Origin of the sequence: Pseudomonas sp. Irchel s3a12 (assembly GCF_900187485.1) — a bacterium.
GTDB lineage: Bacteria > Pseudomonadota > Gammaproteobacteria > Pseudomonadales > Pseudomonadaceae > Aquipseudomonas > Aquipseudomonas neuropathica.
The window spans coordinates 12978-34506 of record NZ_FYDN01000018.1 but is presented as its reverse complement, the minus strand read 5'-3'; the positions used below and the strand labels follow the sequence as shown (position 1 = coordinate 34506).

Below are 21529 nucleotides of genomic sequence, written 5' to 3'. Positions count from 1 at the left end.
CCCTGTCCCCGTTGATCATTTACAGGACACTTGTCCTTAGAGTTGGTTTCGGGCATGTCGAACGCAATCCATCGATATGCTCCATCAATCCATCAGGGATGTTCTGCCACATTGGGTCAAGTATGAAATCAACGCCTTCACGCCTGGCCATTTTTGCTGCAGGTACAAAGTCCGCGTCACCTGCAATCAACACGATCTGATCGACCTGTTGTTTAAACGATAAGGACGCAACGTCGACACCTATCCTCATATCAACGCCTTTCTGTCGGGTCTCGATGCTTACGTCATGCTCTGTAAGGTCTGTGATCTGAATTTTTCCTTTCAGGAGCTCTGCGATCTTTAGAGGCTTGATTGTCCACTTCACATCTTTCGACAAGTGGCCGAGCCGCAGTGCCATTTTGCGTTTACTACGCAGTCTTGCGTGAAGCTCCCTCCTGAATACCGCCTCTTTAGACTTGGAAAAATCCACGGCTTTCTTGGATATCGGATTGTGTTGCTTGGTATCCAGCGGAGGACAGTCATAGAAGAAGATCCGGTACAGTTCTTTCCTGTGGCGCTGAGTTAAATCCTGGTGATGGCCGAGCGGGCGACTAGTATTTTTGCTAAGGAGGTGGGCGGTTGCCCATCGATGGACAAGGTCGGCAGCACGTTCAGCATTGAACGCATTTTGAGGTTCAATCCTTCGAAAGCGTTTGATAAAAAAAGCGCCATCGACCAATACCGCTGTGGGCATGCTTTCTTCCTGATAACAAAACGCCCAAGGGTTTGGCGCGTCCTGGATGATTAGGACTGCTTACTGCCTTGGGCGGGATGGGAGCAGATTAGGTGGAGCCAACATCGACGTCAACCACACCTTTTCGGTTTGAACAACTTTGGTTGGATCTTGTATGCCTGACGCTTTTTGCTGGAAGGCAGGGACGGGGGAAACAATAAAGCTCAGCGGAGAAGCCTACAAGCCGGCTACTTCCGCAAATTCTGTAGGTAAAAGCGCGCCCCGTTGTAGCCTCGATGCGGGGGAAAAAAGACATTTTTGAATTTGCCTACCTCTTCGCACACGTTTCGATATCGGCTTGGGTCGTAACATCTGAATCGATACCTAATCTGTATTTGCAATAATCTATGATGTCCTGTCTCTGCTCGCTCGTCAGTTTTTCTATGCGTCGATGATTGCCATCATTGGCGTGAATGTTAAAAAACTGCACTCGAAACGTTGGATGCTTTTTAATGAAAAATATTCTATTGACCTCGGCATCAGAGACTTCGTTGTAGAAGCCAATATTCAGAATGAGTAGCAGCGACGTTAAAATAGCGAGTATGAAATATTTCATTCCGCACCTGGCTTCGGTGAGTAAAGTAGAAAAGGGGACGAATTTATTTTCAGTTTTGGTGGGCCTGTCTGATCAACCTCCATGACGGCATCCCAACCGTCATGGAGGTTTTTTCGTTACTCCGTCGGCACTACGTTATCCAACGCCCGATTCACCGCCAACTCCCCTAGCATCACCACCTGCGCAATGCCTTGCAGTGTCTTGCGTGCCGGTCCCTGCACCAGCCCGATAACATCCCCAAGCATCACCGAAGCCGAACCGAGTGATTCACTGGCATTCACCAGCAGTTCCTCAGTCTTGGTGTTCGGGTTGGCGATAAACATCTTGTTGGTTTGGTACGGGGTGAGCATGATTTCCGGGGCAGGGCCGAGGTAATGGGAGAGGGCGCGGTCGACGGCTTCGTTGAATTTCTTTGCGTCGGGGGATTCGTCGCCTGAGATTGGATCGGTTTCTGGCGGATTCGGCGTAATTTTGAACATAGATGAAACTCCAGGATGAAAAATGGAGCCATCACTTTCGCTACCAAACGAGGGTGGTGGCCAAACGCAGGTTGGTAGACCGGTCACCTGGATACCCGGCGCGTCCGAAGACGCCCTACGCATGGCCACCATAAACAGCGGACGAAGACGTCCGTGCAAATAGATTTGCGATGCGACAGGTATGCCGGGCTACCAAACCCGATCACTGCTATTCAGTGACCGACCCACGATAGAACCCGCCCACCCGGCGCACAAGCCGGCGGATTCTGGCGTAGTCGTAGGCAACGGCGCAAGGCGTTGTAGCCTGTCGGACGTATCTCGGAACGTTTTTAAACCCGTCGTTGAAATGCCAGGCGTGTGAGGCCTGGCATCCTTAAACAGCGTCGATCATCACCGCGCATCAAGCCCCGGTTTTACTTACACACGGCATCCGCCACGCGATAACCATCCACCAGCGGTGCTTTGCTCACGTCCAGTTCGATGCGGCAGCTTTGTTCGGCTTTTTCGCCCCATTTCATTTGGTAGACCTTGCCTTCACCCACTGACAGCAACACTTGACCGGCTTGGCCGACGACGCCGGCGCTGGCGCCTTTTTCGTTGGTGATGGGGGTGCCGAACGGCGGTTGTTTGCCGTCCTTGAGGCGCACGCTGAGCAGGGCTTTTTCCGAGCGGCTGGCGGCGAAGCTCGCTTTGACGACGGCGCCGCGACGGGGCACGACGTTGGTCACGCCTTCTTCGATGTCGATGTTGTTATCCAGCTCGCCGGTGTCGAGGGCCACGCGGTTTTTGCGGTACGGCGTGACGTACGGCACGAGGGCGTAACCCTTGGCGTTGGTGAGGTTGCCGTCGCGCCCGCTCAGGCCGGCGCGCTGGTCGAGGCTGCCGTCGTTATTGCGCGTGACGGTGTAGGTGCCGGTGCTGCGCGTCTGGCCGATGGGCATCGACACGCTGAACACCACTTGATTGTTCTGGCCGAAGTTGTCGGTCAGGGTCTTGCTCGCGTAAACGCCGTAGGTCACGCCTTTGTACTGGGTGTTGAAGCCCAATTGCATCTGTTTGTCTTCGCGCGAGGTGCCCCAATAGTTCTGCTTGCTCATGTTCATGTAAAACGAGCCGTAGCTGTCGAGCGCCTGGTTGATGCTGGCTTCGACTTTGCTGCGCTTGGAGAAGGTGTTGAATTCGTTCGGCTCTTGCAGACGCACCGCTTCATCAAAGTCGCGATAGCCTTCGGTGGAATAGCGATACCCGGCGAAGCGTACCGAGGTGCCGGTCTCGGAGGCCTTGCCGTGTCGCCCAGGTGCAAGCCGCCATCGCCGGTGCTGCCGTCAGCATCAACGCCGATGCGCCAAGCCCGCCCAGCATCCGTAACCCGATCTTCATGGTGTGTGCCCTCCTGAGAAGAAAACGGCCATTCAATGCAGGCTGACTGCATCTGGACGTTGTTGGCGTCGGCCAACGAAGGGCTGAATTATCAGGATCACGAGGCATGCATCGAATAGTCGGCTTCCCGTTGGCGTGTAGGAAATTTCCCAGAGGTTTCGGTCGCGACGAGATTCAAGGCGTGTTTCTCGAGGTAATTGCATCGGCTTGATGTTGATCAGCGAACATTGCTGATGCAGTCATTCGAAACTGCCGAAAATCAACTTAACGTTGAATCTCGTTTTACGCTCCAGCGCAGCTCGATCCCGTCAACTTGCAGTGAATTCGTTGCCTCGGCCACGGCTGGTTCAAGATCTGCTCACTGAGCCGATACAAGCTAAACGAAAAATAATCTGTGGCGAGGATGCAGGCTTCGATCCTTGATCCCCGTCATTCGCGTCCAAGGAGCGACGATTTGAAAAAGCTTGGAATATTTTCATTTTTGTTTTGTACCAATGTGATTGCCACCGAGTCGCGCTACGACCAATACGCCGCCGGTAACGGAAAACTGGGTGCGCGCATTGCTCAGCTGGATAGCGGGACAATTCTGGCTGAGGAAACACTGCTCGCCCCCATGGCCAGTGACCTTCTGCTCAAGGTCAAACCGATGATCCGCGAGGGCGGTAGCGGTATCGCGATTCAGGACTTTTTACTGAAGCAGTTTTCGCAATACGGCTGGCGGCCGATGGCCGTGGGGTACAAGGGGTACCCGGAGGCAGTGCCGGTATCAGTGAATAACCAGGTGGGCAACGCTCCTCCCACTGACAAGCCTTTCCCCGAGGCTGCATTGGTCAAAGTGGAGTTGATCGCCGCATCACCCCAAGCCCATGTTGCCCAGGCATGGACATTCGCTACCCCCGATGCCACTGAACAGCAGCGGCAACTGTTGATGACGGCGCGCCGTGCGCTGCAAAGTGGTATCGCTCAGATTCGGGCCGGCGAGCGTGTATCGAATATCGGTAGCGCGATTCAACAGGAGCTTGATGCCGGCGATGCGGTCGCCGTGCAGGAGCTGTCGGGTTATGCCATGGGCCAGATGCGGGTTCAGGCACCTCACGTGCTCGGTTACAAGGGCGAGTACGCTGATGCAGCCTTGATGGAGACCGGGCAGGTGTTAAACGTTTATGTGGTGGCAAAGTCCGGTCGCGTCGGCGTGCGGTTTCTGCCGCCGAAACTCTGGACCGTGCTCACCCGGGACGGTGCAGATAGCGTGATGCTATCGGCGATGGTCGAGGTGACGGAGGATGGGCACCGAGTCCTGAGCAAGTTGATCGACTGAGTCTGACTGAGCGCGACGAGTCATTCGCCGCTCAACTCAAGCGCTTGCGCACCGCCTTCAGCACCGCCTCGATGTACCAGGTTTCGACGCCGATGGCGACGGCTTCACTGGCATCAGGCACTAACTCGATTTGAGTGATGATGCCTTGCTCGCCAAGCAGTCGCTGTGCGTCTTGCAGACGTCTGTGTGTACCCGTGAGCCATAGCCGTTGCGGGCCCGTCAGCAACGCGAGGGTTTGCGGGTAGGTGCATTGCAGTTTCCGGCGCAGATTGATCAGTGCCGGTTTATTGGCCCGGTCGAGTTGCGGGGTCAGTACGTACTGTTTGCCCGCCGCCGCGGTCAGGTCGTATTTGTCCTGTAGATACTCCTCGACACTAAAGCAATTGGCGACCGTCTCGCGCTCGCCGGTCACCACATTGATCAAGTGTGCATTGACACCGACGTAGCAGAACTCTGTCATGCCGTGGACGACGCAGTCCTCGCTGTTACTGCGAATGACCCAGTAATCACCGTTGGCGGACAGCTCACAGTGCTGAATGACAAACCGCTCGGGTTTGCCATCTCTCATCACACCGTCAAACAGCGCGAGCACGATTGCGCAGGCCTGATCTGCGGTCAGTTTGGGGTTGAGCTCGGTCACGCTTTACCAAAACCAAACAATGAACGCAGTTTGCTGCCCAACGTCCGCTGATAGAACGGAGTGGTTTGTGTAAAGAAGTAATCGCTCAGGTCCTGTTCGCCTTCCTGAATGCGATACAGGCCAACGTCTTCGCCATCGGGTGCGGTGTCCCTAGCAACTTGACTGGCTTCGCGCAAGATCAATTCAATATCGCCGTCCGCTTCGATGCCAACCACCAGGTGAGGTTTTTCATCCGTCGTTACGTTGTACATCAGCGCCAGAAACCCACGTTTGATGTTGCGATGTTTGGCGAATAGCTGCGTGAGCGCGTTAACCATTTTTGTTGGATATTGCGCGGGCTGCCCGAGTTGCACGTGGGCGTCTTTTTCCAATGTGCGTTGTGTGGTCCGGCCAATCTCGGCGGACAGCAGGTTCTGCACTTCTCCCGGGAGAAACTCTTTGCCATAGGGCGACTTCGGTTCCAGGAACAGCGGAGTGCCCAGTGTCATTTCAAACAGGGATCTGGCCGGAATTTCCAGGTAAGACTCGCCACGAGCTATGGACTGTTCCAGCGTTTGCAGCGAGGTAAAAAACGGGATGACTGCCGTGCCGTCCTGCTTTTCCCAATGTGCGATGCTGATTTGGCTGCCAGCCTCAAGGTCAATGTGTCCCTTGCCCGCGCCGGTCGAGCCCGGGACATAAACCATTGAGTTCAACAGCGTCTTAAAAAATTCAGGTCGGCGGGCAGGTTCTTTCGCAGCCAACTCGAGCGATTGTTCTAGGGTGTTCTCTTCCTGGGTATTACTGATGTCCATCGGTGGTTCCATAAAAACAGACAAAAAATGAATGGCAAAGAGTAGATCAGTCGCTGCTGCACCCTAGCAGGATCCAGCGTTTCCCTTGAGCGTGTACGTCGTAGGCAAACTCCCAGAACACCGGATAACCCGGGTGCCCCTTTACGTATCTGAAGGCGCTTATCTGGTCAGCCTCATCGACATGTGCAAGTTGCATCATCTCGTTGGCAAGTCGCGTGATTTCTTCGCGCTTAACGTCAAGCTCAATCGGACCAATCCCTGGCTCACCGGGATATAGCAGTAACTCGATCACGTCCTTTTGCACCTCGGCAATGGATGTGGTCGTTATGTTGGCGACCACACTGCGCGGCGAGATTGCGTTTTCAAGGGCATCAACTAATGGCTGACTCGCATCGAGCGGGCCATAGACGTTTACCCATACCTGATAGTTGAAGCCGTATAGAAGGTGTTCCAAACGTTGGAATGCTTCAGGCCTGTCGTCGCGACTTACTTTCATACGCCTCCCTTGTTGTAACGGCTTGCCCGGCAGAACCCTGAGCAGTTTTTTACGCGCCTGAAAAAACTTTCAGAAAAGCCGGCTGATAAATCCAAAATTCGATGGGGTAGGATGCTCACACACTGGAATAGCCTTCTACATCAAGGACGCGATATTTATGGGAACCCTTTTTTCTCAAGTCAGCGAACGTTTGCACGATCGCCGATTCGCGGTAGCGAATAATACGCAGGGACTGTCGGGTCGCGGCAAGGTGTTTCATTACTGTGTTGAGGGTTCGGGCATTTCCAGCACTTACCAGGGCGGCCGGATTCGTATGGGGCACCAAGTGGGGCGCGTGACCGGCCCTGACACCATTGAGTTGCTGTTTCATTGCCTGACGACTGAGGACGAGGTTTTGTCCGGTTGGTCCCGTGGCATTGTCGGGGTGGATGACGCGGGACGAACGACTTTGAGCTTTGTGTGGGGGTGGTTGTCCGGTGCCAGTGGAGGCGGGGAGTCGAGTTACGTTGAGGTATCCCCGGACCGTATGTCGGCATAGATCCGGTCTCGTTTAGCCCGCTGATTTGGGCGTCTGTTCAGTAATAAAGCGCTGAGGCTCAGCACGGCCAATGACATCATGCCCATTTCCGGTGAGGGCATAGGGCCGACTGTCTGCAAGGAATAGAGGAGGGATATTTGATGAGCAAACTGTCAGCAATGATCGCGCAAGCGAATGTGGGCCTTTCCGTACAGCAGCGTATTTCGGATGAGAAGTGGGCGGCAATTGCGCACCAGTGTGGGTATGAAGAGATTGCTGAAATTCGCGATCGAATTGACGCGCTTAAGGCTGAATTGGCGACCGTTGAGGATTGGGATGGTGATACTCAGGATGAGATTCATCGGGCGATTGCTCAATTCACCAGGTTGCTGGAGCTCGCGTCTAATGGTGTTTAGCGGGTGAATGTGCTGTTGTCATAACTTTTGTCTCTTCAATCCGCGATTGGCGCTTTGGACCCGAAGCTGAATGTCGTTAACGCCGGCAACCGGCCAGAAACACCTCATCTAAATTGTGGCTTTGCAGCCATGTTAAGGTCTCAAAACCAAGAGAAAATCCACGGAATTAAAATCATGGAACGGATTCGACTCACCCCCGCGCAATATCACACCGACGACAGCTATTGGCGACTTTTCAAGGCTGAAGATGGTTCTGTCTACATCCTCGTTGAATGTGAAGCGTCTTTTGTGGGGTACCAATCCATGATCAAGCTCAACGCCGAGGAGATGCGTGACTACCACGGTTTGGGCTGGTTATCGATTCAGTATCTGGCTAACCGAATCAATTACTTTGTCAGTGATTACAGCGGCCGAAGGATTACGGGTTCTTTGCTTGAGGAAGCCAATCAGGTTTCTGCGCAGGAATAGTTCTATTGGCTCAGCCCCTTGGAATCCGCCAACCCGCCCTCATAACCATCGCTATACCCAACACCCCGAAGAGGAACGACACGCCATGACCACTCAAACCGAAACCGCCATCCTCGCCGGCGGCTGCTTCTGGGGCATGCAGGATCTGCTGCGGCGCTATCCCGGCGTGTTGCAGACTCGCGTCGGTTACACCGGCGGCGACGTGCCGAACGCTACTTATCGCAATCATGGTGACCACGCCGAAGCTATCGAAATCACCTTCGATCCGGCGGTGATCAGCTATCGACAGATCCTCGAGTTTTTCTTCCAGATCCACGACCCGAGCACGCCCAACCGGCAGGGCAACGACCTTGGTCGCAGCTATCGCTCGGCGATTTACTACCTCAGCGAAGAACAGCGCGATGTCGCTGAAGACACGGCTGCCGATGTCGACGCCTCAAAACTGTGGCCAGGTCGCGTGGTGACCGAAATCGAACCGGCGGGGCCGTTCTGGGAAGCGGAGCCGGAGCATCAGGATTACCTTGAGCGTATTCCGAATGGCTACACCTGCCATTTCATTCGGCCGAACTGGAAATTGCCGAAGCGCGGGTGAGGGGCGCGCGCCGCTCATTGAGCGCCAGCACATAAGCACTGAACATATCCGCCAGCCCGTCGGCGCATACCGAGATTTCTTCCTCGGTACGCGGGCTGGCGGAAAAATCCTTTCCGACCGAACTCAGCCTGGTCAGGATCAGATCGCACGCTGCGGTACGGATCTGCTCACCGACCTCGGGCAGCAATTCTTCCGTGAACGTGGCGAAAATCTGCCGCCCGGCCGCGCGCACTTGTTGGGCCTCAGGAGCGTTGCGGTAGAGCGGAGCAGCGTCGTTCAGTGCGCCGCGCATCTGCGCTTCGTCGCACTCTGAACGAATGAATGCCTGCACCAGCGTGCGCAGGCGAGTGAGTGGCGGCTGCTCAAAGTCTTGCAGAATCCGCTGCAACATCTGCGTGGTGTGCAGCCACTCATCGCTCTGCAAGCGGAACAGGATTGCCGCTTTGTTGGAGAAGTCCTGATGCTGCGACTCGTGTGATGGTAAAACGGGTCGAAGCAGTCTCTTTTCATTACAGGTTCTTAATTGCAACTATTCACTAGTTTCCAAGTTTTGAATCCCTGATAACTCACCTCTGCAAAATAATGGCGCCATATTTTTGATCAGTGACGCCGTAGCAGAGTTTTCATTGCATTACATACAACATTGCATAAAGAAATATGCGGTGCTGGTAGCAGTCTCAGAAAACACGTCTATATTGGTTTTTAGGGCAACGCGAAGTGCGTGGAGCCCCTGTAACCTTTCACCAAGCAAGGATGCTCGATGCTCAATAGTCGGAACACAAAGTTCGCTCCAGGAAGAGGGTGGTTCATTGCGATCGTCACACTCCTATTGGCAATGGCGACGCTATCGGGCTGCAGCGTTATTAATGTTTATGACGAGGGCACATTGGTTCAAAAGTATTACGGGTTACCCATTTACACCATCGATTCGACCCAAGCGCAAAAAACTCTTTTCTTGGAAAGCCGCGGTGTCGGAATTATTAGTGGCCCGACCGGGTTATCTATCGGCTACAACAGAGAGACCTTCCTAAGCCTGCCCACCAGTAAATGCGTAGCGGTTTTCATCAATACCAGTGCCGAAGCTGCCAACACATTAAGAGCGACTCTTGAATCCGCCGGGGTCGATGTCAATACCCTGTGCATCTATCCCGCCCAAGGAGCCTTCCATGAATAAATACATTCTGACCACAACTCTTCTGATCGGTGGATGTTCACCGTTGCAGCAAGCACCTCTGGTGTATACCTCTAAACAAGTACTGGGCATTGATATTTCAGCGCCTACGACTGAATCAACGGGTTTTAGCATGAACCTTGGCTTCAAGAACATCGATGCCGCGTATGTCCCATTGGCTGTGTCGAAGGAGACCGAAGGTGTTATTACGCCAATAAAAGAAATTTATGCAACGTATGGCGAGGGACCTCAAGCTGAACGGGCTGCTGCAACCCCGGAGCAACAACAGGCAGTAGCGAAGCTGACAAAAGACCTTGTCGTAAAAGAACAACAGGTGAGTTTGCTGAAGTCGGCGAGAACCCAGCTTATCGAGCACAAAACACTAATTGACAATAAAACTTCTCTTGACTCAAAGCCGCTGTCTAAAAAGTTGTCCGAACTGCTAATTTTACCCCCAGACATAGAAACCAAACTTGAGTCCAAGCAAGTACTCACTCCAACGCAAGTGAAGGAAACTGTCGGCAGCGTGACCGAAGGTATCAATAAGAAAGAAGTCGAAGCGGGCGAAACGAAAAAAGAGATCGCTCAAGTACTGAGCATCAGCAAGCGTGACGCGATGTCGGTGTTCGGCAGCTTTGATTCAGGGCTAAAAAGCGAAGGGACATCTGGTGTTTCGCATCAATTGGGGAAAATGTTTTCCACCGGAGTCGCCGCTCAAAACCTGACGCAGGGACTTCAGCGTTATGCCGTGTTGGAGCAGTGCCTGAACCTGATCAAAAGTACTGCGGACGCAGCACAGAAAAAAGATCTGATTGCAATGTGCAGTCGTTCGACCGGTGCCGCCAACCCAATTGCGGAACCTTAGCGGCTAACGATTTGCTTTCGACTCAAGTCGATTGAGGAAGGAGCTTCTATGCGAAGTATCGTGACTGCGGTTGCTTTACTGATCTGTACGAATCTGGGGGCCTTCGAGATTCGCCCGGAAAGCCTTGATGGTGGGGCCTATGATCCTCTGTCGAGCGTGTCCAACATCTACTTCTACTCCAACAATCTGGCGAACCGCTGCCTAAAGGACAAAAACTATGTGAGAGATGGCAAAGGTCAGCCCATCCACGAGGCCATCATCAGGATCGCTTATCTGAAGGCTTACGGTTCAACGATAAAAGAGCAGACTTGGCTTTCACCTCTACTGGGGGGCGTGGAGTGGAATGACGATCCTGAAGAACTGCTTCGCAAAGCGTTTTATTACGGTGGCTGGCGGAACGCCTTGGAGTTCAGACGCAAGATTGCTCTGGAGGAAAAAGGCACCACCATCATGAACCGGTCGCACTACGGAGATTTGCAGTTCTTGCACGCGATGTTGCCAAGTGATGCCGACCAGACCATAGCCTTGCAGCGACTTCGCAGATGGTTGGAGTACACCTACCGAGTGGCAATCGGCGAAGTGCCTTACAACACTCTGCGAAGAAGCACTCCTTACAATGAGTTCTTTGCAAAAGTCGGATGCCCCTCGCCGGGTGGGAGGTGCACAGTTCTGGATCTTTACGATATGAAGCTGCACTTTCGAGTCAAGAATGGAAAACCGGCAAGCCCGGCCATGCTTCAGTTGACTCTGCAGGAGCTAGCGACTGGCGCTATCGCCCATGTGATTCAGGACAGTTACAGTGCCGGGCACACACGACGGGTCGGAGGCACCGGAAAATTGATGGAAATGTACCGGTACGATGATAAGAACCGTGCGCAGCACTGCATGTTCGATGGAGGTTACGAGATGAACAAAGCCAATATCGAGAAAGCCATCCAGGAAACATCAAACTTCATGAACATGATCAAATCCGGTAGGAAGTGGGAGCAGGCAGAACCTTTCTTCGAGGACATCCTTTCGATCTGACGAGGTAGCCACTAAAGATTGAGAACCGTGCATCCAAGCTGCTTCAGTTCTCATGACACCGCCATGACAAGCAAGCCCGATCGCACGGGCTTGCACTGCTAAAACCGAACGTGATCAGGCACTGCCAAATCCCAGAAAAGAACGCAGTTTATTGCCCCACTTGCGCTCATAGAACGGCGTGGTCTCCCTGAGAAAGTAATCACTCAGGCCCGCTTCACCTTGGGACACCCGGCATAAATCAACCGGCTCGCCCTGTGGCGCGGTATCCCCGGCAACATTGCCCGCCTCACGCATAACCCGCTCAATATCACCGTCCGCCTCAATGCCCACGATCAAGTGCGGTTTTTCGTCCACCGAGGTGTCATGCATCAATGCCAGAAACGCGCGCTTCACATTGGAATGTTTGGCAAGTAGTTGCGTGAGCGAGTGGACCATTTGGGATGGGTATTCGGTGGGCTGGCCGAGCAACACGTTGGTTTCTTTCTCGACCGTGCGTTGCGTGGCGGTCTGGCCAACGGCATCGGCGAGCAAATTGTGCACCTCTTGCGGGAAAAACTCTTTGCCGTACGGCGACTTCGGATTCAGGCAGAGCAGGGCGCCGAGTGTGATTTCGAACAACGATCGGGCGGGTATCTCGAGGTAGGACTGCTCGCTGTCGATGGACTGTTGCAGTGTTTGCAGTGACGAGAAAAACGGGATGACCGGGGTGCCGTCCGGTTTTTGCCAATGGGCGATGCTGATGTTGCTGCCGGCTTCGAGATTGACGTGGCCGTCTGCCCCTCCGGCGGTGCCGAGAATGTAAACCTTCGAATTCAACAGGGTGTTGAAAAACTCCGGACGATGTGCCGGTTCGTCAGCGGCCCGTTTGAGGCTTTTTTCCAGCAGGTTTTCTGGTTGGGTATCCATGGTCTTCATCCGTGACTCGTTCTGAAACAGGGCATAGAACAGTTACATCGACGCGTGTTCGGCTGACGCCTTTGCGGGCAAACCTGTTGCCACAGGTTTGTGTATAGATCACAAAATTCAGGTACAGCGCAAATCACTGTGGGAGCTTGCCTACAAGCGATGGCGGTGGGTCAGCTAGCTTCTTCGCAACAGATACGCCGCCATCGCCAGCAGGCTGGCTCCCACAGGGTTAGGTGTCAGAGCAAACTCCACGACACCCCGACATAAACCCCCATCCCTTCACCCGGCGTAGACCGCGCGGCATCCAGTCCTTTGTCGTCATACCCCGGCGTGACCGTGGCCGCGTAGTGCTTGTTGGTCAGGTTGCGCATATCCACCCATGTCTGCCAGTCACCCTTCGGCGCGTTGTAGCCCAGCGTCGCGCCAAACAATGCGTAAGGATCGGCGTAGTAGCTGTTGGCGTAATCCACCGCCACTTTGGATACCAGTTGCGTATTCACTGCCGCAAAGAATCCCTGAGGCCAGTCGTAACGCAGCTCACCCTGGTAGTAGTGCATCGGCAATCCCGGCAAGCGGTTGTCACCAAAACGATCATCGGCGCGATAGTGGAAATCGCTGAAGGTATACGCCTGACGCAAACTCAGCTGACGGCCATCGGCCGCCGACCAGAGTTTGCTGTTCAGGCTCGCTTCAACGCCTTGGTGCACCGTGGGGCTGGCGTTCAACTCATAAGGTGTAACGGCGTTGGCATCCGGCAACACCGACAACAATTCATGCCGCACCTGCGCGTAATACCACGCCAGACTCCATTCGCCGACGGCGCTGTCGCCACGACCGCCGAGTTCCAGTGTGGTCGCGGTCTGGTTTTGCAGTTTGATCGGGTCTTTTTGCGTGCCGGTCGCCGGGCCGTTGCCGGGCGCAAAGCGCACGTTGGAGCTGTAGATCAGCGACCACGGGTGCGGCGCTTCAACCGAGCGGCTGAGGTTACCGAACACTTGCACGTCCGGCGTGAGCTGATAGCGCAGGCCCAGGCGCGGTGCGTAGTCCCAGTCGTTCATGCTGGTTTTGCCGCCGCTTTGCGGGTAGGTCACGGCGCTTTCGCGGCGGGTGTAGATCGCAGCGAGGCCAGTGGTCAGCCAGAGGTCATCGGCAATTTCCAGGTCGTTGCCAGCGTGCAGAACGGTGTCGGAACCCTGATAGGTGAAATTGCGCATGCGCGTGCCCGGCACGTAGCTGGCGGTGTTGCCGCCGGGAATGCGCACGAACTCGCTGGCGCCGTCGTTGGGCAGGTGTTTGGTCACGCGCAGGCCGACGTTGCTGCGGCTTTCCATGCCGAAAATAGTGTCACGGCGTTTGTAGTCGAAGGTGCCGCTGACGTCGGTGTAGGCGACTTTCAAGCGATTCGGGCCTTCGCGCAGGTCCATCGGGTAATCGTGATAGACGAGGCCGGTCTGGATGCTCGAGTCGTCGTCGATATAGAACGTAGTCTTGTTGCCGATGAAGGTGCTGCCCGGTTGCTTGCGGCTGTCATCGCGTGCCACATAGGACGGATTGGCCGCGCGAGGCGAGTGCTCGATGGAGTGCTTGGTCACACGCCCTGCGAGGTCGTTGTCGGTCTCGCGGTAGCGGATATAGAAGCGGGTTTCCAGGTTCGGGTTGAAGCGATAACCGAAGTTGGCGATCAGGCCTTTGCTCTCGCTGCGGGTGTGATCCTGATAGCCGTCAGCGTTGGCATCGGTCAGCGACACGTAGTAATCGAAGTCGCCGAGCACTTGCCCGGAGCTGACCTGGCGCTGCTGATAGCCGTGGCTGCCGGTGGCATAGCGCACTTGCAGTTTCGGCGCGTTGTAGCCGGTGTGGCTGACGTAATCGATGGCGCCGCCCAGTGCCAGCGCGCCGCGATCAAAGCCGTTGGCGCCGCGCAGCACTTCGACGTGATCGACCCACAGCGGTTCGAGCAACTCATACGGCGTGCCGCCCGGGCCGGTCAGCGGCAGGCCATCGAGCATCGTGTACAGCCCCGACGCATGAGCGCCCGGCGCGCGGTTGATGCCCGAGCCACGCACTGAAATCTTCACGCCTTCGTTGCCCGCCGACTGCGCATAAACGCCCGGCTGATAGGCCAGTACATCCTGATTACTCGCCACGCGGCCCTGCAACGGCTGACGCATGTCGACCACGCTGGTGCCGCCGGGCACCTGATCGAGGCGGGCCTTGGCTTCCTCAACAGAGACATCACTGCCGTTGCGATCCTCGGCCGAAATCAGCACTTGCCCCAGTTCCAGACCTTGAGTCTCGGCCATTGCCGGGCCGGCGAGAGCCAGACCGAGCAGGGCGGCGGGCAGGGATTTGGACGCGGGCATCGAGAAAACTCCAGGCAGACAAGGGCAGGGCAATGAACAGTGCGACGCAACAAAGAACGAACGAAACACATGGCAATTTTGCTTTTTGCCCGGCAATGGCAAACAGCACGGCATGAACTAACCTCACGTGTCTGGTGTATCCCGTCAATCAACACTCTGTTTCTGCATTTATTGGAGAGGGCCAAGGTCATGGCAAAAGGCAAAAAGAAGGCCGCCACAGCGCCTGAAAGTCTGAAGCTGAAAAACAAGGATTACCTCGACCAGTTGCGCAAACTGCACGTCGAACTGGTCAAGTTGCAGGAATGGGTGATCGCCAAGGGCGTCAAGGTCTGCATCGTTTTTGAAGGGCGCGATGGCGCCGGCAAGGGCGGCACGATCAAGGCGTTGACCGAGCGCGTCAGCCCGCGTGTCTTTCGCGTGGTGGCGTTGCCGGCACCGACTGATCGCGAGAAAAGCCAGATGCATGTGCAGCGTTATCTGCCTTATCTACCGGCGGCGGGCGAAGTGGTGATCTTCGATCGCAGTTGGTACAACCGCGCCGGTGTCGAGCGGGTGATGGGCTTTTGCACCGACGAGCAGGCTGACAAATTTCTCAAATCGATTCCCTTGGTTGAACACGCCATCGTCCAGTCCGGAGTGATCCTGCTCAAGTACTGGCTGGAAGTCAGCCCCGAAGAGCAGACCCGCCGGCTCGAAGCGCGAATCAACGATGGTCGCAAGACCTGGAAACTGACACCCATGGACTTGAAGTCCTACAGCCGCTGGTACGACTACTCACGGGCACGGGATGAAATGTTTAAACACTCCGATACCGAACACGCGCCGTGGCTGGTAGCTGACTCCAACGACAAGCGCCGCGCACGGCTGAACATCATCACCGATGTGCTCAGCCGCATTCCGTATGAGGATGTGAAACGCGAGAAAATCGAGCTGCCCAAACGGCAGAAACCGGGCAAGTACCGGGATCCGGATTACCCATACCGGCGCGTGGCCGAGAAGTTCTGACAAACTGCCTCAATCCCTCTAGGAGTGACCCTGCTCGCGATAGCGGTGTTTCAGCCAACACATCCGCCATAGACAATCCGCTATCGCGAGCAGGCTCACTCCTACAGGGTTCGGTGGTGTATCCAAAGCAAACAGTCCATCCGTCGACTGCGCTGAACCACTGCGATGATCTTTCTTTCTATCAAGGGAGTCCCTCACGAGATCATCCCCGATGTTCGATCAGCGCAAACAAGAAAAACTGGCGGCATGGCGAAAGCTGGCGACGCAATCGGAGATGCGTCTGGACCCAGAGGAACAGTACGACGAACTGCTCAAGGCAGCCGATGAAATGGAGGAGCAGGGACTGATCACCAGCGCCGAGTGGCGGCAACTGGTGCGGGATGCGGGCAATGTGTTCATCGGGGATACGGGGCGATCAAACGGTTGAACCCGCCGCAAACGGCTACAGCGATGGATCCGCCCTGTAGCCGTTCAGGTCACTCGACCTGTCTTCGCTTTCAACTGTGCACCTCTGGAATCCTGCAGCAACCGCGCAAACGCTGCTTTGTCGATCGGCCGGCTCATGAAGTAACCCTGCACCTCATTGCATTGATCGACCCCGAGAATATCCAGCTGTTCTTCAGTTTCGACCCCTTCGGCAGTCACGGTCAGGCCCATGGCCTTGCCCAGGCCGATGATCGCCTGCACCACCGCGCGATCGTTAGTGCCGCTGCTGATCGAGGCGATAAAGCGCTTGTCGATCTTGATCCCGTCAAACGGGTAAGCGCGCAGGTAACCGAGCGATGAGTAACCGGTGCCGAAGTCGTCCATGTTCAGGCGCACACCCAATTCCTTCAGGGCATTCATGGTGGTCAGCGCGCAGTCGGTGTCGTTGAGCATCACGTTCTCGGTGATCTCCAGTTCCAGGCGACTGGCCGGGAAACGGGTCTGTACCAGCACTTCGCGAACATCCTCGACCACATCGCTGAGGGCAAATTGCGCCGGCGACAGATTGACCGACAGCAGGATGTCTTCCGGCCAGCCGAGCGCGGTTTCGCAGGCTTCGCGCAATACCCAGCGACCCAGCGGAACGATCAGATCGGTTTGCTCCGCCAACGGAATGAACAGGTCAGGGCCGAGCAGGCCTTTGGTCGGATGTTGCCAGCGCACCAGCGCTTCGACCGAAACGATGTGCTTGCCATCGATCTTGTAGCGCGGCTGATAGTGCAGGATGAATTCGTTGTGCTTGAGCGCATGGCGCAGGTCATCCTCAAGTTGTCGGCGGGTCTGGATCTGATCGCTCATGTGCGCTTCGAAATAGCACCAGGTGTTCTTGCCCTCGGATTTGGCCTGATACAGGGCAATGTCGGCGTAACGGATCAGGTCGCTGGGCACATAACTGTGGCGCCGGCTGAGCGCGATGCCAATGCTGGCGCCGATGTGCAGCGGATGCTGCTCGAAGACCACCGGTTGATGCAGGCTGGCGATCAGGCGGGTGCAGAACTTGTCGATTTCGTGATGGCTGTCCATGCCATTAAGCACCACGATGAATTCATCGCCGCCCAGACGCGCGACGATGTCCAGTTCGCGTGTGCATTCACGCAGGCGTACGGCAACTTCCTGCAGCACGGCATCACCGGCCGGATGGCCGAGCGAATCGTTGATCGGTTTGAAGTTGTCGAGGTCGATCATCAGCAGCGACAGCGGCGGCGCGTGCTCCTTGAGCAGCAGCGCTTCATCCAGATAACGCGCGAGTTTATTGCGATTGGGCAGGCCGGTGAGGGCGTCGTGCATCGACAAATGCTGGATCTGCGCATGGGCGGCGACTTCGTCGGTGATGTCGCTGGCGGTGCCGCGATAGCCGATAACCGCGTGCTTGTCGAAGATCGGCCGGGCGGAGAGCCGACAGTGGCGATGCTGGCCGGCGTGGTCACGGTAGGTGCAACGCAAGTCACTGGCGCTGTCTTGCTCGGTGAGATTCCTCAGCCACAGTTCCAGAGGCGTGGTGTCGCACAACAGCAGTTGACCGATGTCTTGCCCCAGCCACAGGGTTTGCGGGTAACCGGTTACCTCGCTAAAACGTGCCGAAAGGTAGGTCAGTGCCAGGGTGCGGTCGACTTCCCAGATCCAGTCCGACGCGGCTTCGGCCACCGCGCGAAAGCGTTCTTCGCTGGCTTCCAGTTCGCGGTTGGCGTTCTCCAGTGCGTGATTGGAAGTTTGCATGACAGCAAAACTCTGATCGACGTACTGCGATGACCGCAACGCGTGGCGGAAGAAGTACGCGGTCAGCAGCATTAGCACCACTATCGTCGCGCCGAGTGGTGGCAACAGTGACCACAATAAATGTTGGCCGGGCCGCTCCAGATCGGCGATCAGGCTGTAACCGGTGTTGTCCAGTGGCACCCGAGGGCGCTGCGGGTCGATGGTCTCGTCCGGCGCCAGGGTCAGGTTATTCAAGCCGTAACCGCTGCCGATCAGACGCAATTTGGTCGGCGTGAGTTTGTCGACGAACACCAGCACCGAAGTTTTCTGCGGGTCGCCGAGTGGTCGCTCATCGTTGGGAATAATCGCTGCCGCCGAGACCAGCGCCGGCCAGCCTTCGAACAGTGAATAGCGGCTGACCGGCTTGGTCAGATCACCTTGGCCCAACGCTTGATCGAGTAACTCCGTGGCGCTCACCTGAACGAACGCGGACAGCTCGGCATCGACCATTTGCCCGCGCACCACCGCGTAGCGGGTGCCTTCACGGTTGAGCACGAACACGCCGTCATAACCGTCGGTGGTGAACAGGGTCTTGCCGAGGTTCTGCTCGGTGTAGGCCCAGTCGGTGTCGACCTGACCGCTCAAATGCTCGTAGGCCGTGGTCCAGTAGGCGTAGCTGGTGATGTAGTTTTTCGAGGCGGTGATGCGGTTTTCCAGCGCGCGAGCGGAATAGAAGCGGGTTTTGTTGATCTCGTCGTTGTCGAGGCGTTCGGCAATGCCGAGCAAGGCCACGGCGGCGGCAATCACGCCACTGACAAACAGCGCACCGACCGCGAAGGCCAGGCGGCGGGTGACGGCGCTCTGGCGCGGTGGAAGCGGGGCTGCAAAGCTGGAAAGGTCCATGTGCTCGTCCTTGATCCGCTGTCTTCTGAATCTAGAACCACGGCGCGGGCGCAATGTTCAGATTCTTCTGGGGGACTGCATTGAAAGCGTAGTGAAACCCGCGTGATTTGCCTCCCCAAGTGCAGCGCGCCGATCAGCGGCCAATCCCGAAAGGGCAAGACTTCCCGCGCAAAAACCGGATAATGGCGGCCATTCGTTTAGCCGTATTCTGGTAATCCCGCATGGAAATCAAGGTCAATTTTCTCGACAACCTTCGACTTGAAGCCAAGTTCGACGACTTCACGGTGATCGCCGATCAGCCCATCCGCTACAAGGGCGATGGTTCGGCACCGGGGCCGTTCGACTACTTTCTGGCGTCGTCGGCGTTGTGTGCGGCGTACTTTGTGAAGTTGTACTGCGACACGCGCAGCATCCCGACGGAAAACATTCGCCTGTCGCAGAACAACATCGTCGACCCGGAAAACCGCTACAACCAGATCTTCAAGATCCAGGTGGAATTACCGGCGGACATCTCCGAGAAAGATCGCCTGGGCATCCTGCGTTCCATCGATCGCTGCACGGTGAAGAAGGTCGTGCAGACTGGGCCGGAATTCATCATCGAAGAAGTCGAAAACCTCGACGCCGATGCCCAGGCCTTGTTGATGCCGGTGGGCGGTTCGGACGCAGGCACCTTCATCGCCGGCAAAGACCTGCCGCTGGAGCAGACCATCGCCAACATGTCGGGCATCCTCGCCGACCTCGGCATGAAGATTGAAATCGCCTCGTGGCGCAACATCGTGCCCAACGTCTGGTCGCTGCACATTCGCGATGCGCATTCGCCAATGTGCTTCACCAACGGCAAGGGCGCGACCAAAGAGGGCGCACTGGCCTCGGCGCTGGGCGAGTTCATCGAGCGCCTGAACTGCAATTTCTTCTACAACGACCAGTTCTGGGGCGAAGAAATCGCTAACGCCGAGTTCGTGCATTACCCGGACGAGAAGTGGTTCAAGCCAGGCCCTAAGGACGAGTTGCCGAGCGAAATTCTCGACGAATACACCCTGAAGATTTACAACCGTGACGGCGAATTGCGTGGCTCGAACCTGTTCGACACCAACTCCGGCAACACCCAGCGTGGCATCTGCTCGCTGCCGTTTGTGCGCCAGTCCGACAACGAAGTGGTGTACTTCCCGTCCAACCTGATCGAAAACCTTTACCTCAGCAACGGTATGAGCGCCGGCAATACCCTGGCCGAAGCGCAGGTGCAGTGCCTGTCGGAAATCTTCGAACGCGCGGTCAAGCGCGAAATCCTTGAAGGCGAAATGGCCCTGCCAGACGTGCCGCAAGAAGTACTGGAGAAATACCCGAGCATCCTCGCCGGCATCAAAGGCCTGGAAGAGCAGGGCTTCCCGGTTCTGGTCAAGGATGCGTCGCTGGGTGGTGAATTCCCGGTGATGTGCGTGACCCTGATGAATCCGCGCACTGGCGGCGTGTTCGCCTCGTTCGGCGCGCACCCGAGCCTGGAAGTGGCGCTGGAGCGCAGCCTCACCGAGCTGTTGCAGGGCCGCAGTTTTGAAGGTTTGAACGACTTGCCGCAGCCGACGTTCTCCGGCCAGGCCGTGACCGAGCCGAACAACTTTGTCGAGCACTTCATCGATTCCAGCGGTGTGGTGTCGTGGCGCTTCTTCAGTGCCAAACCGGACTTCGAATTCGTCGAGTGGGACTTCTCAGGCCAAGGCGAAAACTCTAACGTCGAAGAAGCTGCGACGCTGTTCGGTATCCTCGAAGACATGGGCAAAGAAGTCTACATGGCGGTCTACGAGCACATCGGCGCCAAGGCTTGCCGCATCCTGGTGCCGGACTACTCGGAGATCTACCCGGTCGAAGACCTGATCTGGGACAACACCAACAAAGCCCTGGAATTCCGCGCCGACATCCTCAACCTGCACACCCTGAGCAAGGTCGGTCTGCGCAACCTCGCCCAAGGCCTGGAAAACAGCGAGCAGGACGATTACACCGAGATCACCACACTGATCGGCGTCGAGTTCGACGACAACACGCCGTGGGGCAAGTTGACCATTCTGGAACTGCGCCTGCTGATCTGCCTCGCGCTGCAGAAGTACGAACAGGCTAAAGACCTGGTCGAAGCGTTCCTGCAATACAACGACAACACCGTCGAGCGCGGCTTGTTCTATCAAGCGGTCAACGTGGTGTTGGAGATGGAGCTGGACGAGGATCTGCAACTGGAAGACTACGAAGCCAACTTCCGCCGGATGTTCGGTGACGAGCGTATGGATGCGGCGATTGGTTCGGTCAACGGTAGCGTGCGTTTCTACGGGTTGACGCCGACCAGCATGAAGCTGGAAGGGCTGGATCGGCATTTGCGCTTGATTGAGAGCTATAAAAAGCTGCATACGGCGCGGGCGAATGTGAAACAGGTCTAAGCCGGTTTCACATCGGGTTCGGTGGTGAATTCACCCCTCATCGGAACGCCGCCCGCCCAGCCCTCTCCCCAGGGAGAGGGAGCCGATCTGTGGGCTTTTCAACACCAGAGTTCGACTCGATATCTCAGGTCGGCGTATTTCAACCAGACAACTCGGTCAGTCTTTTCTCTCCAAGGAGAGGGCAGGGGTGAGGGTTTTTCGAATCCAGAGTTCGATTCGATATCTCAGGTCGGCGTATTTCAACCAGACACCTCGGTCAGT

Annotated in this window: 20 protein-coding genes and 2 pseudogenes; 11 read left to right on the top strand and 11 right to left on the bottom strand. The window is 56.1% G+C overall.

Annotation, left to right across the window (positions count from 1 at the left end):
- Positions 1 to 19 precede the first annotated feature (19 nt).
- From CKW14_RS25910 to CKW14_RS30275, 4 genes and pseudogenes are all read right to left on the bottom strand, one after another.
- On the bottom strand, positions 20 to 733 hold the full coding sequence (locus tag CKW14_RS25910; RefSeq protein ID WP_095126404.1) for an NYN domain-containing protein: 714 nt from the start codon (positions 731 to 733) through the stop codon (positions 20 to 22).
- Positions 734 to 1444: 711 nt separating this feature from the next.
- The gene (locus CKW14_RS25900) at positions 1445 to 1807 is read right to left on the bottom strand and encodes a DUF6124 family protein (RefSeq protein WP_095118579.1); all 363 of its coding nucleotides are present in this window, start codon (positions 1805 to 1807) and stop codon (positions 1445 to 1447) included.
- Between the two features lie 413 nt (positions 1808 to 2220).
- Positions 2221 to 2523, bottom strand: coding sequence for a FimD/PapC C-terminal domain-containing protein (locus CKW14_RS30280; protein WP_371857764.1), 303 nt, complete (start codon positions 2521 to 2523; stop codon positions 2221 to 2223).
- A pseudogene (locus CKW14_RS30275) lies at positions 2500 to 3072 on the bottom strand (fimbria/pilus outer membrane usher protein); the annotation flags it as partial. The gene CKW14_RS30280 and the pseudogene CKW14_RS30275, both read right to left, overlap by 24 nt.
- 569 nt (positions 3073 to 3641) lie before the next feature.
- Between CKW14_RS30275 and CKW14_RS25890 the strand changes: the two are divergent.
- Positions 3642 to 4505 carry a M24 family metallopeptidase gene (locus tag CKW14_RS25890; protein ID WP_256587306.1) on the top strand — a complete coding sequence of 288 codons (864 nt, stop codon included), beginning with the start codon at positions 3642 to 3644 and terminating at the stop codon, positions 4503 to 4505.
- Between the two features lie 31 nt (positions 4506 to 4536).
- Here the strand turns inward: CKW14_RS25890 and CKW14_RS25885 are convergent, their stop codons facing one another.
- From CKW14_RS25885 to CKW14_RS25875, 3 genes are read right to left on the bottom strand one after another with little or no spacing between them, the layout of a single operon-like run.
- Positions 4537 to 5145 (bottom strand): hypothetical protein, encoded by a 609-nt coding sequence (locus CKW14_RS25885; protein ID WP_095126403.1) that lies wholly within the window; start codon positions 5143 to 5145, stop codon positions 4537 to 4539.
- On the bottom strand, positions 5142 to 5939 hold the full coding sequence (locus tag CKW14_RS25880) for an enhanced serine sensitivity protein SseB C-terminal domain-containing protein (protein WP_095126402.1): 798 nt from the start codon (positions 5937 to 5939) through the stop codon (positions 5142 to 5144). The genes CKW14_RS25885 and CKW14_RS25880 overlap by 4 nt, the downstream gene beginning before the upstream one ends.
- 46 nt (positions 5940 to 5985) lie before the next feature.
- Positions 5986 to 6435 carry a hypothetical protein gene (locus CKW14_RS25875; protein ID WP_095126401.1) on the bottom strand — a complete coding sequence of 150 codons (450 nt, stop codon included), beginning with the start codon at positions 6433 to 6435 and terminating at the stop codon, positions 5986 to 5988.
- 157 nt (positions 6436 to 6592) lie between these two features.
- Here CKW14_RS25875 and CKW14_RS30270 point away from each other — a divergent pair, with 157 nt between their 5' ends.
- The 4 genes from CKW14_RS30270 to msrA all read left to right on the top strand — a co-directional run bounded on the left by CKW14_RS30270 (position 6593) and on the right by msrA (position 8428).
- Positions 6593 to 6973, top strand: coding sequence for a hypothetical protein (locus CKW14_RS30270; RefSeq protein WP_095126400.1), 381 nt, complete (start codon positions 6593 to 6595; stop codon positions 6971 to 6973).
- A 140-nt stretch (positions 6974 to 7113) separates the two neighbouring features.
- The gene (locus CKW14_RS25865) at positions 7114 to 7368 is read left to right on the top strand and encodes a hypothetical protein (protein WP_095126399.1); all 255 of its coding nucleotides are present in this window, start codon (positions 7114 to 7116) and stop codon (positions 7366 to 7368) included.
- Between the two features lie 174 nt (positions 7369 to 7542).
- Complete coding sequence (locus CKW14_RS25860) at positions 7543 to 7836, top strand: hypothetical protein (RefSeq protein ID WP_095126398.1); 294 nt, start codon at positions 7543 to 7545, stop codon at positions 7834 to 7836.
- 85 nt (positions 7837 to 7921) lie between these two features.
- On the top strand, positions 7922 to 8428 hold the full coding sequence (gene msrA, locus CKW14_RS25855) for a peptide-methionine (S)-S-oxide reductase MsrA (RefSeq protein WP_095118586.1): 507 nt from the start codon (positions 7922 to 7924) through the stop codon (positions 8426 to 8428).
- On the opposite strand, the pseudogene CKW14_RS25850 reads toward msrA, so the two are convergent.
- Positions 8391 to 8897 (bottom strand): annotated as a pseudogene (locus tag CKW14_RS25850) (TetR/AcrR family transcriptional regulator); the annotation flags it as partial. The gene msrA and the pseudogene CKW14_RS25850 sit on opposite strands and share 38 nt — an antisense overlap.
- A 291-nt stretch (positions 8898 to 9188) precedes the next feature.
- Here CKW14_RS25850 and CKW14_RS25845 point away from each other — a divergent pair.
- From CKW14_RS25845 to CKW14_RS25835, 3 genes are read left to right on the top strand one after another with little or no spacing between them, the layout of a single operon-like run.
- Positions 9189 to 9602, top strand: coding sequence for a hypothetical protein (locus tag CKW14_RS25845; RefSeq protein ID WP_095049945.1), 414 nt, complete (start codon positions 9189 to 9191; stop codon positions 9600 to 9602).
- Entirely contained in the window at positions 9595 to 10464 is an 870-nt protein-coding gene (locus CKW14_RS25840; protein ID WP_095049946.1) for a hypothetical protein, read from the top strand. Before CKW14_RS25845 ends, CKW14_RS25840 begins: the two co-directional genes overlap by 8 nt.
- A gap of 48 nt (positions 10465 to 10512) precedes the next feature.
- Complete coding sequence (locus CKW14_RS25835; RefSeq protein WP_095126397.1) at positions 10513 to 11490, top strand: hypothetical protein; 978 nt, start codon at positions 10513 to 10515, stop codon at positions 11488 to 11490.
- A gap of 114 nt (positions 11491 to 11604) precedes the next feature.
- Here CKW14_RS25835 and sseB read toward each other — a convergent pair whose 3' ends face one another.
- Both sseB and CKW14_RS25825 read right to left on the bottom strand, forming a co-directional pair.
- On the bottom strand, positions 11605 to 12396 hold the full coding sequence (sseB, locus tag CKW14_RS25830; RefSeq protein WP_176471340.1) for an enhanced serine sensitivity protein SseB: 792 nt from the start codon (positions 12394 to 12396) through the stop codon (positions 11605 to 11607).
- A gap of 236 nt (positions 12397 to 12632) precedes the next feature.
- Complete coding sequence (locus tag CKW14_RS25825) at positions 12633 to 14759, bottom strand: TonB-dependent receptor domain-containing protein (RefSeq protein WP_095126395.1); 2127 nt, start codon at positions 14757 to 14759, stop codon at positions 12633 to 12635.
- 189 nt (positions 14760 to 14948) lie between these two features.
- Here CKW14_RS25825 and ppk2 point away from each other — a divergent pair, with 189 nt between their 5' ends.
- Together ppk2 and CKW14_RS25815 are read left to right on the top strand one after the other, a co-directional pair.
- Positions 14949 to 15764 carry a polyphosphate kinase 2 gene (gene ppk2 / locus CKW14_RS25820; RefSeq protein ID WP_095126394.1) on the top strand — a complete coding sequence of 272 codons (816 nt, stop codon included), beginning with the start codon at positions 14949 to 14951 and terminating at the stop codon, positions 15762 to 15764.
- Positions 15765 to 15975: 211 nt separating this feature from the next.
- Positions 15976 to 16191, top strand: a complete 216-nt coding sequence (locus CKW14_RS25815; RefSeq protein WP_095126393.1) for a hypothetical protein — start codon at positions 15976 to 15978, stop codon at positions 16189 to 16191.
- A gap of 44 nt (positions 16192 to 16235) precedes the next feature.
- Here the strand turns inward: CKW14_RS25815 and CKW14_RS25810 are convergent, their stop codons facing one another.
- On the bottom strand, positions 16236 to 18848 hold the full coding sequence (locus CKW14_RS25810; protein WP_095126392.1) for an EAL domain-containing protein: 2613 nt from the start codon (positions 18846 to 18848) through the stop codon (positions 16236 to 16238).
- Positions 18849 to 19069: 221 nt separating this feature from the next.
- Here CKW14_RS25810 and CKW14_RS25805 point away from each other — a divergent pair, with 221 nt between their 5' ends.
- A complete protein-coding gene (locus tag CKW14_RS25805; RefSeq protein ID WP_095126391.1) occupies positions 19070 to 21268 on the top strand; it encodes an OsmC domain/YcaO domain-containing protein in 2199 nt (732 codons plus the stop codon).
- Positions 21269 to 21529: the final 261 nt, after the last annotated feature.

Bases quoted from the DNA above. Each gene is read 5' to 3' on its own strand.
- CKW14_RS25805 (WP_095126391.1), top strand. From the start codon at position 19,070: ATGGAAATCAAGGTCAATTTTCTCGACAACCTTCGACTTGAAGCCAAG.
- msrA (WP_095118586.1), top strand. From the start codon at position 7,922: ATGACCACTCAAACCGAAACCGCCATCCTCGCCGGCGGCTGCTTCTGG.
- CKW14_RS25875 (WP_095126401.1), bottom strand. From the start codon at position 6,435: ATGAAAGTAAGTCGCGACGACAGGCCTGAAGCATTCCAACGTTTGGAA.
- CKW14_RS25865 (WP_095126399.1), top strand. From the start codon at position 7,114: ATGAGCAAACTGTCAGCAATGATCGCGCAAGCGAATGTGGGCCTTTCC.
- ppk2 (WP_095126394.1), top strand. From the start codon at position 14,949: ATGGCAAAAGGCAAAAAGAAGGCCGCCACAGCGCCTGAAAGTCTGAAG.
- CKW14_RS25910 (WP_095126404.1), bottom strand. From the start codon at position 733: ATGCCCACAGCGGTATTGGTCGATGGCGCTTTTTTTATCAAACGCTTT.
- CKW14_RS25880 (WP_095126402.1), bottom strand. From the start codon at position 5,939: ATGGACATCAGTAATACCCAGGAAGAGAACACCCTAGAACAATCGCTC.
- CKW14_RS25860 (WP_095126398.1), top strand. From the start codon at position 7,543: ATGGAACGGATTCGACTCACCCCCGCGCAATATCACACCGACGACAGC.
- CKW14_RS25810 (WP_095126392.1), bottom strand. From the start codon at position 18,848: ATGGACCTTTCCAGCTTTGCAGCCCCGCTTCCACCGCGCCAGAGCGCC.
- CKW14_RS30270 (WP_095126400.1), top strand. From the start codon at position 6,593: ATGGGAACCCTTTTTTCTCAAGTCAGCGAACGTTTGCACGATCGCCGA.
- CKW14_RS25840 (WP_095049946.1), top strand. From the start codon at position 9,595: ATGAATAAATACATTCTGACCACAACTCTTCTGATCGGTGGATGTTCA.
- CKW14_RS25845 (WP_095049945.1), top strand. From the start codon at position 9,189: ATGCTCAATAGTCGGAACACAAAGTTCGCTCCAGGAAGAGGGTGGTTC.
- sseB (WP_176471340.1), bottom strand. From the start codon at position 12,396: ATGGATACCCAACCAGAAAACCTGCTGGAAAAAAGCCTCAAACGGGCC.
- CKW14_RS25835 (WP_095126397.1), top strand. From the start codon at position 10,513: ATGCGAAGTATCGTGACTGCGGTTGCTTTACTGATCTGTACGAATCTG.
- CKW14_RS25825 (WP_095126395.1), bottom strand. From the start codon at position 14,759: ATGCCCGCGTCCAAATCCCTGCCCGCCGCCCTGCTCGGTCTGGCTCTC.
- CKW14_RS25900 (WP_095118579.1), bottom strand. From the start codon at position 1,807: ATGTTCAAAATTACGCCGAATCCGCCAGAAACCGATCCAATCTCAGGC.
- CKW14_RS25815 (WP_095126393.1), top strand. From the start codon at position 15,976: ATGTTCGATCAGCGCAAACAAGAAAAACTGGCGGCATGGCGAAAGCTG.